The following is a 13,092-nucleotide window of genomic DNA, read 5'->3' on the forward strand; positions in this document are numbered from 1 at the left end:
CCGGTAACGAGACAAGCACGCACACATTGTCTTGTCTCGCTCGCGGCAGGTCGCGCAGCGACCGCCGCTTTGGGCGCAAAGATCAGCAACCTTTGACTACGACTGGTGGTTTGAAATGCAGGCGCTCCACAAACGGTGGCGGCGCTCCGCTCCGTAGAAGCGGAACCAAGAAACCAGAAACCAAATCCAGGCTCCCCTTCCTACCCCGGCGGGGGTAGGAAGGGGCGGGGGGATAGTGGGGGAAAGAAGGTGCTTCGCAGAAGGAAACACCAGCCAACCAGAAATCACAACAACCCAGCCTGCACCACAGCCTCCCGCCAAGCAAGCAACTTGCGCTCGAAGCTCCAGGAAGCATTAGCCGGGCTCGTGGAAGGCAGCTTCACCAGCGGAAAAAGCTCCACCCCCAGGCTGGCACGCACCAGCTTCGCGTGACGGAAACTCTCGCCGCCGTTGTGCACGATCAACTTGAGCTGCGGGCACTTGGCCTTGAGGCCAGCGAAGTCGTTCACCTCGGCATTGCGGATCGCACTGTCCAGGCTGCCCTCACGCTCGCAGCTCGCGTAGACATCCCAGATGCCCAAGCCACGCGCCAGCACCCAGGCGCAACGCTGCGGATATTGCTCCCGCCCGGGCAGGGCATGCTGCGGCCACAGCGCCTGCAGGATCTTCCAGAAGTGGTTTTGCGGATGGGCGTAGTACTGCTGCAGTTGCAGTGACATCACGCTGGGGAAGCTGCCCAGGATGAGCACGCGGGTGCCGGGGCCAACGATGGGCAGCAGGCCCTGCAGGCGTCCGGCTGGCGGCTTGGACTGGCGGCTCATTTCTGCTCTGGGCTGAGAAGCGGCTGAAGACGCGGCAGCGCGGCACAGGCATTGCGCTGGCTGGCCGCGGCAAGCGCATCACCGCCCAGTTGCCGCAGCCCCGCCAACACCTGCGCAATGCGCGGCAATTCGCCCGGCTCGTTGCGCCCCTGCGACTCACCGTTCGAACGCTGCTCCGCCGTGCGGTACAGCCAGTGCGGTGGCATGTCGGGCGCATCCGTCTCCAGCACGATGGCCTCCAGCGGCAGTTCGGCCGCTAGGCGGCGCAGGTTCTGCGCGCGTTCGTAGGTCAGCGCGCCACCGAAACCCAGCTTCAGCCCCAGGGCTATGAAACCCTGCGCCTGCTGCAGGCTGCCGTTGAAGGCATGGGCAATGCCCAGCCATGGCTTCCCGTTGCCCACGGCACGCAGGCCCTTGAGCAGCATGTCCGCGGAGCGGCGCACGTGCAGGATCACCGGCAGCTGGTGCTTGCGCGCCAGCCTGAGCTGCTCCACGTAGAAAAACTCTTGTCGCTCGCGCAGCGGGCTCTCACAAAGCTCAGGCACGAAATAGTCCAGCCCGATCTCGCCCACGGCCACCAGGTGCGGGTCGTCGCGGTGCTCGGCCAGGGCGGCGTCCAGCCGGGCCAGGTCGCCGTCCAACGCGTCTTTCACGTACAGCGGGTGGATGCCCAGGGCATAGCTGTCACCGAACTGGTGCGCCAGGGCGCGCGTGGCCTCGAAATGCGCCGCCTGCACCGCCGGCAGCACGCAATGAACCACGCCGCGCTGGCGCGCACGCTCGCGCACCTCGGCCACGTCAGGAGCGAACTCCGGCGCGTCCAGGTGGCAATGGGTGTCGATCCATCCAGTCATAAGCGGATGATGCCGTAAACAGGGTGAGCCCCCGGGCCGGTACGCATGCAAAAAACGGCCAGCCGTGCTACCGTCTGATCAACGCCGTTCGTCCGGCCCAACACCCCAGGTGTACGCATGCGCCAGCCTGCCCTGTACAGCCGTTCGCCGCGTGGCCCCGCCGCCGCGCCGGAACCGGCCTTGCCTGCTGCGGACCACACCCCTCCCGCTTCCAGTCGCCCCTGGCGCGAGCGCCTGCCGCGCTGGCAGGAGCAGCACTGGCGCTGGCTGGCCCTGGCCGCCCTGCTGGCGCTGTTGGCACAAGCCTTCTTTCCGGCCACACAGCAACGCCGCCTGACCCAGAAGGACATCGACGCGGCCGTGCTCAAGACCCTGGAGACGGCCAACCTGCCCTCGCCGGCCGCACGCGCGGCGGCGGCGGTGGCGCCTTCGGTGGTGCGGGTGGCCGGCTTCGTGACGGACAAGGATGGCGAAGAGAAGGAACACGGCCTGGGCAGCGGTGTGGTCATCGTGGACAGCGGCGTCATCCTGACCAATCTGCACGTGGTGGCCGGCGCCAACCGCATCGAACTCACCTTCCACGACGGCACGCGCTCGGGAGCCCACATGACGGGCGCGCAGATCCACAACGACCTGGCCGTGCTGCAGGCCCAGAAACTGCCCGACGACCTGCACGCGGCCACCCTACGCTCCACGGCAGATCTACAACCCGGCGACGGCGTGGTGGCGGTGGGTTTTCCCTTCGGCATCGGACCCTCGGTCTCCAGCGGCGTGGTCTCGGGGCTCAATCGCAGCTTCCGCTCGCACGAGGGCAAGCAGCAGATCGGCAACCTGATCCAGTTCGACGCGGCGGCCAACCCCGGCAATTCGGGCGGGCCGCTGGTCACGATGGACGGCGAGGTGGTGGGCATCGTCACCGCCATCCTCAACCCTTCCGAGCAGCGCACCTTCATCGGCATCGGCTTTGCCGTGCCCATCGAGAACGCGGCCTCGGCCGTCGGCATGCATCCCTTCTGAACAGACGCTGGAAAGGCCCCTCATGGACAAGAGTTCCCACACCGCTGCCGAGACCTCCCGACTCATGGAGCAGATCCTCTACGAGGTCAAGCGCGTGGTGGTCGGGCAGGACCGTTTCCTGGAGCGCGTCATGGTGGCGCTGCTGGCCCAGGGCCATCTGCTGGTCGAAGGCGTGCCCGGCCTGGCCAAGACGCTCACCATCAAGACCCTGGCCCAGGTGGTACAGGGGCAGTTCCGCCGTATCCAGTTCACCCCCGACCTGGTGCCCGCCGACCTGGTGGGCACCCGCATCTACAACCAGAAGAGCGGCGAGTTCAGCACGGCACTGGGCCCGGTCTTCGCCAACCTGCTGCTGGCCGACGAGATCAACCGCGCGCCGGCCAAGGTACAGAGCGCGCTGCTGGAGGTGATGCAGGAGCGCCAGGTGACCATCGCCGGCACCAGCTACCCGGTGCCCGCGCCCTTTGTGGTCATGGCCACGCAGAACCCCATCGAGACCGAGGGCACCTACCCCCTGCCCGAGGCGCAGGTGGACCGCTTCATGTTCAAGGTGAAGGTAGACTACCCCAGCGAGGAAGAAGAATTCGTCATCGTGCAGCGTGTCACCGGCGCCGCGGTGGCCGTGAGCGCCGTCAGCACCACGGACCAGCTGGCTGCCCTGCAGCGCCATTGCCGCGAGGTGTATGTGGACCCGGCCCTGGTGCAGTACGCGGTGAAACTGGTATCCGCCACCCGTGAACCCGTGCGCGCCGGCCTCAAGGACCTCACGCGCTACCTGAGCTACGGCGCCAGCCCGCGCGCCACCATCAGCCTCATCGAAGGCGCGCGCGCCCTGGCCCTGCTGCGCGGGCGCAGCTACGCCCTGCCCGAAGACGTGGGTGATCTCGTGCCCGACGTGCTGCGCCACCGCCTGGTGCTGTCCTACGAAGCCCTGTCTGAAGGGCTGGACGCCGACGCCTTGATCAGCAAGTTCATGTCCCACGTGCCGCTGCCGGCCAAGGTGCTGGAACACGAACCCCTCGCAGCCTGACCATGCCCCCCGCTGCCCACCCCGTCCGCGAATCCGCCGAGCAGGCGCTGCGCCGGCTCGAGTGGACGGTGCTGCGCCGCCTGGACGGCCTGCTGCAGGGTGACTACCGCAGCCTGCTGCGCGGCGCCGGCCTGGACCTGGCCGACCTGCGCGAATACCAGCCCGGTGACGACGTGCGCCACATCGACTGGAACGTCACCGCCCGCCTGCAGGTGCCGCATGTGCGGGTCTACACCGAAGACCGCGAGATGAGCGCCTGGTTCCTGCTGGACCTCAGCCCCTCGGTGGATTTCGGCTCGGGCGAGCGCGCCAAGCGCGAGGTGCTGGCCGACTTCGTGGCCGTGCTGGCACGCCTGCTCACGCGCCACGGCAACCGCGTGGGCGCCGTGCTCTACAACGGCGGCATCCAGGCCGTGCTGCCGCCGGGCAGCGGACGGCGCCACGTCCTGCAGCTGATCCAGGCCCTGCAAGCCCCGGCCGCGCAGGACAACAACTACCCCGGCGTCACCCGCCTGCAGGACCTGCTGCAACACAGCGCCGCGCTGATGCGCCGGCGCAGCACGGTCTTCGTGCTCTCGGACTTCATCAGCGAAGGCGGCTGGGAACAGCCGCTGGCGCGCCTGGCCCTGCGCCACGAGGTGCTGGCCGTGCACCTGTACGACCCGCTGGAGCAGGCGCTGCCCGATCTGGGCCTGCTGCCCATGTGTGACGCCGAGACCGGCGAGCAACTGCTGGTGGACACGCACGACCCGGGCTTTCGCGCGCGCTTCGCCCAACTGGCCGCGCAGCGCGAGGAGGCCCTGCGCCAGACGCTGGCGCGTGCCGGCGTGGATACGCTGGAGCTGGCCACCGACGACGATCTGGTGTCCACCCTGTTGCGCTTTGCCGAGCTGCGCCGCCAGCGCAGCCGCGCGCGCTCGGCCCCGCCACCGGCCCACCTGAGGCTGGTGCGCAGCACCCCTGCGGAGGTGTCGCCATGAACTTTCTCTGGCCCAACATGCTGCTCCTGCTGCTGCTCGTGCCGCTGCTGGTGCTGCTCTACCTGTGGCTGCTGCGGCGCAAGCACAAGCTGGCGCTGCGCTATGCCAGCCTGGGCCTGGTCAGGCAGGCGCTGGGCAGCCAGAGCACCTGGCGGCGCCATCTGCCGCCGGCCCTGCTGCTGCTGGCCATCACCGCCCTGCTGCTGGCCGCGGCACGGCCGCTGGCGGTGATCGTGCTGCCCACGCAGCAGGAAACCATCATGCTGGCCATGGACGTCTCGGGCAGCATGCGCGCCGCCGACGTGTTGCCCAACCGGCTGGTCGCCTCGCAGAATGCGGCCAAGGCCTTCCTGACCGAACTGCCGCGCAACGTGAAGGTGGGCGTCGTGGCCTTTGCCGGCTCGGCCCAGGTGGCACAGATCCCCACGCACAACCGCGAAGACCTGGCCTCGGCCATCGACCGCTTCCAGCTGCAGCGCGGCACGGCCATCGGCAACGGCATCGTGCTCTCGCTGGCTACGCTGTTCCCGGATGCCGGCATCGACATCGGCAACCTGACCTACGGGCGCGAGCGCTGGCGCGGTGTGTCCATCGACCAGCCGGCACCGGCGGCCAAGGAGTTCACCCCGGTGGCACCCGGCTCCTACGGCTCGGCCGCCATCATCCTGCTGACCGACGGCCAGCGCACCACCGGCATCGACTCCATGGAAGCCGCCAAGATGGCCGCCGACCGCGGCGTGCGCATCTACACCGTGGGCGTGGGCACGGTCAACGGCGAGACCATCGGCTTCGAAGGCTGGTCCATGCACGTGCGCCTGGACGAGGAAACCCTCAAGGCCATCGCCCACCGCACCCAGGGCGAGTACTTCCACGCTGCCACCGCCGATGACCTGAAGAAGGTCTACGAGACGCTGAGCTCGCGCCTGAGCGTGGAGAAGAAGGAAACCGAGGTCTCGGCCCTGCTGGCCCTGCTGGCCGCGGTGCTGATGCTGGCGGGCGCCGGCCTCTCGATGCTCTGGTACCACCGCATCGCCTGAGACCTCCCGGCGGTACGGATCGTTGACATCCGTCAATAACAACCCAGTCCGGCATCGAATTCATTGGTATTCCGCGCAAGTACTTCCTATGCTGGTTTTGTGGCGGTCCCGCGCACAGGCGGTGCATGCGCTGCATTCCACTCTCCAAGGAGCGATACATGAAGTACAGGCATTTTCTGATGACGCTGACCGCACTGGCTGCGCTCGGTGCCGCGGTCCCACTGGTGCAGGCCCAGCCTGCGCGCAGCGAATCCCCGCGGGAAAGCTACGGCCCCGGCATGATGGGCGGCTACGGCGGCCCCGGTCAGGGACCGTATGGCCCGGGCATGATGCGCGGCCAGGGCCAGGGCCAGGGCTACGGGCCCGGGATGATGGGTGGCGGCATGATGGGTGGCGGCATGATGGGCGGCATGGGCCTCGGCCCCCTGCAGGCGCTGGACCTCAACGAACAGCAGCAGACCCGCATCAACCAGATCCGGGACGAAACGCGGCGCAAGAGTTGGGAGACCATGGGCAAGCTGATGGACGAACAGGCCCGGCTGCGCGACCTCCTGGCCGCCGAGAAGCGCGACCCGGCGGCCATCGGCAAGCAGTCCATGAAATTGGCCGACCTGCGCCGTCAGCTGCTGGAAGCCTCGATCGAATCCCACAACCGCATCGAAGCCCTGCTCAGCAAGGAGCAGCGGGATCAGTTGCGCAGCTACCGCCGCGGCTGGATGATGGGCAGCGATGACTGAGCCCAGACGATGAAAACCATTGGAGCACCCTCATGATGTCCGGCAACTGGGGTTATGGCGGTCCGGGTTTTTCCGGCATGGGTTTCGGCATGCTGCTGTTCTGGGCCCTGCTGGTCGTGGGTGTGGTCGTGCTGCTGCGCTGGTTCGCCACGGGGGCGGACCGACGCGCACCGCCCTCCGAAGGCGCGTCGGCACTGGACATTCTGGCGCAGCGTTACGCCCGAGGCGAGATCGACCGCGCAGAGTTCGAACAGAAGCGCCGCGACCTGGGCGCTCTCTGACGGCCCCTAGACCAGGCGCCCCAGCTCCAGCCGCAACGTTCGCTGGCAGCGCGCGGCCAGCGTCTCGTCATGCGTCACGACGATGAAGGCCGTACCCTGCTCGCGCGCGAGCTTGAGCATGAGTTCGAACACGCCCTCGGCGGTGCCGCGGTCCAGGTTGCCGGTGGGCTCGTCGGCCAGCACGCAGGCCGGCTGCGTCACCAGCGCCCGGGCGATGGCCACACGCTGGCGCTCGCCGCCCGAGAGTTCAGCCGGGCGGTGCAGCACACGCTCTTTCAAGCCCACGGCCTCCAGCATGCGAGTCGCCGTTTGCGCGGCCTGGGCGCGGTCCATGCGGCGTATCCACAGCGGCATGGCCACGTTGTCCAGCGCGCTGAACTCGGGCAGCAGGTGGTGGAACTGGTAGACAAAACCCAGGTGCTTGTTGCGCAACTGGCCCTGCACTGCCTGCGAGAGTGTGGAGAAATCCTGCCCCATGAGTTGCACACGGCCGCTCGTGGGCGCGTCGAGCCCGCCCAGCAGGTGCAGCAGCGTGCTCTTGCCCGAACCCGAGGCGCCAACCACGGCGAGGATCTCGCCGGCGTGCACCTGCAGGTCCACGCCGCGCAACACGTGCACGTCCAGGCGGCCTTCGCTGTAACGCTTGTCCAGGCCCTGGGCTTTCAGCACGATCTTGTTGTGATTCATGGCCTCACTCATAACGCAGCGCCTCCGCCGGGTTCACGCGGCTGGCGCGCCAGCTCGGATACAAGGTGGCGATGAAAGCCAGCACCAGCGAGATCACCCCGATGGGCACGATGTCGCTGCTCTGCGGGTCGCTGGGCATGCGGCTGATCAGGTAGATGTCCTTGGGCAGGAAGCTGGCCTGCAGCAGGCTCTCCAGCGCAGGCACGATGACGTCGATGTTGAAAGCCACACCCAGGCCCAGCAGCAGGCCGGACAGCGTGCCAATCACGCCCACGGCCGCGCCCTGCACCACGAAGATACCCATGATGCTGCCCGGGCTGGCGCCCAGGGTGCGCAGGATGGCGATGTCGGCGCGCTTGTCGGTCACCGTCATCACCAGCGTGCTCACCAGGTTGAAGGCGGCCACCGCGACGATGAGCGTGAGGATGATGAACATCATGCGTTTTTCGAGCTGCACGGCGGCGAACCAGTTGCGGTTCTGGCGCGTCCAGTCGCGGATCAGCAGATCGCCGCTCAGGGTGCCGGCCAACTGCGCACCGACTTCACGCGCCTGGTGCAGGTCCTTGAGCTTGAGGCGGATGCCGGTGGGCCCTTCCAGGCGGAAGATGCGCGCGGCATCGTCCACGTGCAGCATCACCAGGCCCGCGTCGTATTCGTAGTGGCCGGAATCGAAGGTGCCCACCACCGTCATCTGTTTCAAACGCGGCACCACACCGGCCGGCGTCACCTGCCCGCTGGGTGCGACCAGGGTGACCTTGTCGCCCTGCTGCACCCCCAGCTGGCGCGCCAGGTCGCGCCCCAGCACCACGCCGAACTCGCCCGGCACCAGCCGCGCCAGTGCGCCGTTCTTCAGGCCGGCGGCCAGGTCGGTCACCTCGCCTTCGAGGGCCGGGTCGATGCCGCGCACGATGGCGCCTTTCATGTCCTCGCCACGCGCCAGCAGGGCCTGCGTGCCGATGAAGGGCGCCGCGCCGATGACCTGCGGGTTGGCCCTGACCTCGGCCAGGGTCTTCGCCACGTCGGGCAGGGCTGTACCGTAGGGCGAGAAGATCTCGATGTGCGAGACCACGCCCAGCATGCGGTCGCGCACTTCCTTCTGGAAGCCGTTCATCACGCTGAGCACGATGATGAGCGCCGCCACGCCCAGCGCGATGCCCAGCATGGACACGCCCGAGATGAAGGAGATGAAGCCATTGCGCCGGGTGGCGCGGCCGGCGCGGGTGTAGCGCCAGCCGAGGAGGAGTTCGTAGGGGATTTGCATGTTGGTTGGTCTGATTATCTTTTGCTTTCCGGCTTTGCTTCTTTTCTCCTGGGTTTCGGCTTGTTTCTACCTTTTTCTTCCCCCCCTATCCCCCCAGCCCCCTTCCCACCCCCGCCGGGGCGGGAAGGGGGAGCCTCATTTTGGAATTGCGCTCCGGCTGCGCTTCTACGGCGCGTAAGGTCACGGACTGGGCTTGGACATCAGCATTTCTTGGAAGCGGTCGCAGTAATTGGCGCTGAAGTGGCGCACCATCAGCGGTGGTCGTCCCGACCTACCGCTTTCGAGTCCAACGCTCCACTTCTGTCTCGTCGCTGGCGCGCAGCCGCCAGCCAGAGCCGCGCAGGCGCAGCACCATTTACTACGACCAGTTCCCGGAAATGCAGGCACCCAAACACGGACCGTGACCTCACCCCCGTAGAAGCGTGGCCGGCGCGACGAAACCAAATCCAGGCCCCCCTTTCCACCCCGGCGGGGGTGGAAAGGGGCGGGGGGATAGGGGGGGATTACAAAAGCCCGCGCAGCGAAAAGATCTGAGAAAAGCAAATAGGTGACAAGAGCGGAAAATACAAGCAATGCACGTCCTCATCCCCTACGCCCTCAGCGACGACCCCGCCGCCACAGCCGTCCTGCGCCCACTGCAGCTGCCCCAGCTGCAAACCCTGCTCCACAGACTCAGCCCTGAGCCCGCCCTCACCCTGCCCGACGACAGCCCCGTCAGCGCCCACGAACGCCTGCAGGCGCAGGCCCAGGGCCTGGACCCGCAGGCACCCGCCTGGGCCGCCCTGCGCGCACACGAACTGCAGTTGCCTGGCGCCGGCACCGGGGCCTGGAGCTATATGACCCCCGTGCATTGGGAAGTGGGCCAGGCCCGCGTGAGCCTGCGCGACCCGCAGGAGTTGGACCTGCGCGACGACGAAGCGCGTGCCCTGCTGGCGGCCATGTCGCCCTTTTTCGCCGAGGACGGCCTCACCCTGCATTACGACCAACCCTTGCGCTGGCTGGTCAGCGGCGAGCCGCTGCACGGTCTGGCCGGCGCCGCGGTCGAAAGGGTGATCGGCCGCAACGTGGCGCCCTGGCTGCCGGCATCCAAGCTGCTGCGCCGCCTGCAGAACGAGATGCAGATGCTGCTCTACACCCATGCAGTCACCGACGCCCGTGCCGAACGCGGTGCATTGGCGGTCAATTCGTTCTGGCTCAGCGGCAGTGGCAGTCTGCCTGCTGTGCCGACGGCAGGTGTAACCCTGCGCGTGCTGGACGATCTGGCGCAGCACGCCGTGCGCAGCGACTGGGCGGCCTGGGCGCAGGCCTGGCAGGCGCTGGATGCGCAGCTGGCCGGTCTGCACGCTGCGCTGGACGCCGGACAGACCGCCACGCTCACGCTGTGCAGCGAACTGGGCACACGCCGCTACACCCCCGCCCCGCGCAGTGTCTGGTCACGCCTGATGCGCCGCCTGAAACCCCTGTCTGTGTCTGACATACTCGGCCCGACATGAAAATCGTCACCCGCGACATTCCCCCGCGCGCCGCCTGGGCGCTGGAACAGGCCGGCGTGCACCCGCTGCTGGCGCGCCTGTACGCCGCACGCGGCGTGTCTTCCAAGGACGAGCTCGACGACGCGCTCACGCGCCTGCTGCCACCAGCCACACTCATGGGCGCCTCTGAAGCGGCCGTGCTGCTGGCCGACGCAATCCGCGACAACAAGAAACTCTGCATCGTGGCCGACTACGACTGCGATGGTGCCACCGCCTGCGCCGTGGGCGTGCGCGGCCTGCGCATGCTGGGCGCGCAGCACGTCAGTTACCTGGTGCCCGACCGCGTGGTCGATGGTTATGGCCTGACCCCGCCCATCTCCCGGCGGGTGAAGGACAGCGGCGCCGACGTGCTGATCACCGTGGACAACGGCATCGCCAGCGTGGAGGGCGTGGCCCTGGCGCGCGAGCTGGGCCTGCAGGTGCTGGTAACGGACCACCACCTGCCCGGCCCCGCGCTTCCTGATGCCGAGGTCATCGTCAATCCCAACCAGCCGGGTTGCCCCTTCGAGAGCAAATCCATCGCCGGTGTGGGCGTGATGTTCTATGTGCTGCTGGCGCTGCGCGCCGAGTTGCGCCAGCGCGGCGTCTTCACGGCCGACAGCCAGCCCAAGCTGGACACGCTGCTGCCGCTGGTGGCCCTGGGCACCGTGGCCGACGTGGTCAGGCTCGACCCCAACAACCGCCGCCTCGTGGCGCAAGGCCTCAAGCGCGTGCGCGCCGGCAGCCTGCCGCCGGGCCTGGCCGCGCTGTTCGAGGTGGCCGGGCGCAAGGCGACCGTGGCCACCACCTTCGACTTCGGCTTCGCCCTGGGCCCGCGCATCAACGCCGCCGGCCGCCTGGCCGACATGACGCTGGGCATCGAGTGCCTGCTGACCGACGACCCCGCACGCGGGACCGAGCTGGCGCAGGCGCTGGACGGCATCAACCGCGAACGCCGCGAGATCGAGGGCGAGATGCGCGAGCAGGCCATGGACATCGTCGAGTCGCTCTACGACCCCGAGGAAGAGCCGCCGCCGGCCATCTGCGTGTTCGATCCCGACTTTCACGAGGGCGTGGTGGGTATCGTGGCATCGCGCCTCAAGGACAAGCTGCACCGTCCCAGCTTCGTCTTCGCCGCCAGCCAGGCCCCGGGCAAGGAGCATGAGCTCAAGGGCTCGGGCCGCTCCATCCCCGGCTTTCATCTGCGCGACGCACTGGACCTGGTGGCCAAGCGTTACCCCGGCGTGCTGCTGCGCTTCGGCGGCCACGCCATGGCGGCCGGCTGCACCATCGCCGAAGAACATCTGGACCGCTTTGAGCAGGGCCTGACCGAGGTGGCGCAGGAGTGGCTGGACGCCGCCACGCTGACGCGCCGCCTGGAAACCGACGGCGCGCTGCCCGTGGAGTACCGCCGCGCCGACATGGTGGACACACTGCAGCGCGAGGTCTGGGGCCAGGGGTTTGCACCGCCGACCTTCAGCGAAGAGGTCGAAGTGCTGTCGCAGCGCCTGGTGGGTGAGAAGCACCTGGCCTTGAAGCTCAAGCACCAGGGCCAGCCGGTGGACGGCATCTGGTTCGGCCACACCGACCCGCTGCCCTCGCGCGTGCTGCTGGCCTTCCGGCTCGACGCCGATGAATGGCAGGGGCTGCGGCGCGTGCGGTTCCTCGTCGAAGGCGCCCAACTCTGAGCCGGGGGCCTCAGGCCAGGGCGATGCGGTTGCGCCCTTCGTCCTTGGCCTTGTAGAGCGCCTTGTCGGCGCGCGCCAGCAGGGTATCGATCTGGTCCTCGTCGGGTCGGTTGGTGGCGACGCCGATGCTCACCGTGATGGGCGGCAGGCCATCGCGACGGTCGGCCACATGGGCCAGGATGCGCTCGGCCACGGTGACGGCCTCGTCCTGGCTGGTCTCCGGCAGCAGCAGCACGAATTCCTCGCCGCCGAAACGCGCCAGCTGGTCGGGCCGACGCAGCAGGGAGGCGATGCGCTCCACGAGATCGACCAGCACACGGTCACCCATCTGGTGGCCATGGGTGTCGTTGATGGCCTTGAAGTGATCGATGTCCAGCAGCAGCAGGGCCATGCTGCGCCCATGACGGCGGCACCGCGCCAGCTCCTGCTCGCAGGCATCGAGGAAGACGCGCCGCGTCAGCACATTGGTCAGCGCGTCGTGCGAGGCCATGTGCTCGAACTCCGCGCGCAGGCGATCGCCCGCCATGAGGATGAGGCCCATGCCCAGGGCCAGGAGCATGACGGCATTGGACCCGACATAAAGGCTCTGCACCCGCGTGGGCGTGAGCAGGCCCTCTTCGGCCAACGGCATCCAGGCCGAGAAGAAGCGCAGCAGCAGCACCGTCGCATGGATCAGCAGGACCACGGCCGTGAACCGCGTGGAGAAATTCTCGGGGCCCTGGCGCCAGATCGTCCAGGCCATGGACAGGAAGATGCAGGCCCACACCAGACAGACCAGGATCAGGCGGGCGTTGTAGTTCGGCTCGACCAGGGCATACCAGTACAGGGGAGGTGCGATCAGCACCAGCAGGACGATCCAGCGCGCCCAGGCGGGGCGCCGGCCGAAGAACTGCTCCACACCGGCGTGGTAGGAAATCACCGCGGTCAGCATGACCAGGTTGGCCACCACGATGGACACGAAATCCGGCAGGAAACCCCGCCCGGCAAACAGGACGGCGGACAGGAAGACCCAGGCGTGTGCGGCCGCCCACAGGCTGAGCCCGCGGATGCTGCGTGGGTAGCTCAGGCGCAGGAAGAACATCACGCCGCCCAGCAGCAGGCCCATGATGCCGCTCATGATGATCAGGGAGCGTAGATCGAGCGAGGCCATGGAAGATCAGCTGGAAAGGCAAACGGAACCCAGGATGC

General features: G+C 68.0%; 13 protein-coding genes. 8 read left to right on the top strand and 5 right to left on the bottom strand.

Annotated features, from left to right (window positions below; translation table 11 throughout):
- Nucleotides 1-284: 284 nt before the first annotated feature.
- Both AO057_RS16650 and AO057_RS16655 read right to left on the bottom strand, forming a co-directional pair.
- Nucleotides 285-821, bottom strand: coding sequence for a DNA-deoxyinosine glycosylase (locus AO057_RS16650; protein WP_057676997.1), 537 nt, complete (start codon nucleotides 819-821; stop codon nucleotides 285-287).
- The gene (locus AO057_RS16655; RefSeq protein ID WP_057676998.1) at nucleotides 818-1,675 is read right to left on the bottom strand and encodes a TatD family hydrolase; all 858 of its coding nucleotides are present in this window, start codon (nucleotides 1,673-1,675) and stop codon (nucleotides 818-820) included. Before AO057_RS16655 ends, AO057_RS16650 begins: the two co-directional genes overlap by 4 nt.
- 117 nt (nucleotides 1,676-1,792) lie before the next feature.
- Here AO057_RS16655 and AO057_RS16660 point away from each other — a divergent pair, with 117 nt between their 5' ends.
- The 6 genes from AO057_RS16660 to AO057_RS16685 all read left to right on the top strand — a co-directional run bounded on the left by AO057_RS16660 (nucleotide 1,793) and on the right by AO057_RS16685 (nucleotide 6,757).
- Nucleotides 1,793-2,692, top strand: coding sequence for a S1C family serine protease (locus tag AO057_RS16660; RefSeq protein ID WP_057676999.1), 900 nt, complete (start codon nucleotides 1,793-1,795; stop codon nucleotides 2,690-2,692).
- Nucleotides 2,693-2,714: 22 nt separating this feature from the next.
- Nucleotides 2,715-3,722, top strand: a complete 1,008-nt coding sequence (locus AO057_RS16665) for an AAA family ATPase (RefSeq protein ID WP_057677000.1) — start codon at nucleotides 2,715-2,717, stop codon at nucleotides 3,720-3,722.
- Between the two features lie 2 nt (nucleotides 3,723-3,724).
- Entirely contained in the window at nucleotides 3,725-4,702 is a 978-nt protein-coding gene (locus AO057_RS16670; RefSeq protein WP_057677001.1) for a DUF58 domain-containing protein, read from the top strand.
- The gene (locus AO057_RS16675) at nucleotides 4,699-5,739 is read left to right on the top strand and encodes a VWA domain-containing protein (RefSeq protein ID WP_057677002.1); all 1,041 of its coding nucleotides are present in this window, start codon (nucleotides 4,699-4,701) and stop codon (nucleotides 5,737-5,739) included. Before AO057_RS16670 ends, AO057_RS16675 begins: the two co-directional genes overlap by 4 nt.
- A 158-nt stretch (nucleotides 5,740-5,897) precedes the next feature.
- Complete coding sequence (locus AO057_RS16680) at nucleotides 5,898-6,476, top strand: Spy/CpxP family protein refolding chaperone (RefSeq protein WP_057677003.1); 579 nt, start codon at nucleotides 5,898-5,900, stop codon at nucleotides 6,474-6,476.
- A 32-nt stretch (nucleotides 6,477-6,508) separates the two neighbouring features.
- On the top strand, nucleotides 6,509-6,757 hold the full coding sequence (locus tag AO057_RS16685) for an SHOCT domain-containing protein (protein WP_205630048.1): 249 nt from the start codon (nucleotides 6,509-6,511) through the stop codon (nucleotides 6,755-6,757).
- A gap of 6 nt (nucleotides 6,758-6,763) precedes the next feature.
- Here AO057_RS16685 and lolD read toward each other — a convergent pair whose 3' ends face one another.
- Nucleotides 6,764-7,444 (bottom strand): lipoprotein-releasing ABC transporter ATP-binding protein LolD, encoded by a 681-nt coding sequence (gene lolD, locus AO057_RS16690; protein ID WP_057677004.1) that lies wholly within the window; start codon nucleotides 7,442-7,444, stop codon nucleotides 6,764-6,766.
- A gap of 4 nt (nucleotides 7,445-7,448) precedes the next feature.
- Complete coding sequence (locus AO057_RS16695) at nucleotides 7,449-8,705, bottom strand: lipoprotein-releasing ABC transporter permease subunit (protein ID WP_057677005.1); 1,257 nt, start codon at nucleotides 8,703-8,705, stop codon at nucleotides 7,449-7,451.
- 572 nt (nucleotides 8,706-9,277) lie between these two features.
- Between AO057_RS16695 and AO057_RS16700 the strand changes: the two genes are divergently transcribed.
- A complete protein-coding gene (locus AO057_RS16700; protein ID WP_057677006.1) occupies nucleotides 9,278-10,198 on the top strand; it encodes a hypothetical protein in 921 nt (306 codons plus the stop codon).
- Complete coding sequence (gene recJ, locus AO057_RS16705; protein ID WP_057677007.1) at nucleotides 10,195-11,904, top strand: single-stranded-DNA-specific exonuclease RecJ; 1,710 nt, start codon at nucleotides 10,195-10,197, stop codon at nucleotides 11,902-11,904. The genes AO057_RS16700 and recJ overlap by 4 nt, the downstream gene beginning before the upstream one ends.
- A 10-nt stretch (nucleotides 11,905-11,914) precedes the next feature.
- Here recJ and AO057_RS16710 read toward each other — a convergent pair whose 3' ends face one another.
- The gene (locus tag AO057_RS16710; RefSeq protein WP_057677008.1) at nucleotides 11,915-13,054 is read right to left on the bottom strand and encodes a GGDEF domain-containing protein; all 1,140 of its coding nucleotides are present in this window, start codon (nucleotides 13,052-13,054) and stop codon (nucleotides 11,915-11,917) included.
- Between the last annotated feature and the right edge of the window lie 38 nt (nucleotides 13,055-13,092).

Origin of the sequence: Curvibacter sp. PAE-UM, assembly GCF_001432305.1 — a bacterium.
In the GTDB taxonomy this organism is placed as follows: Bacteria; Pseudomonadota; Gammaproteobacteria; order Burkholderiales; family Burkholderiaceae_C; genus Hylemonella.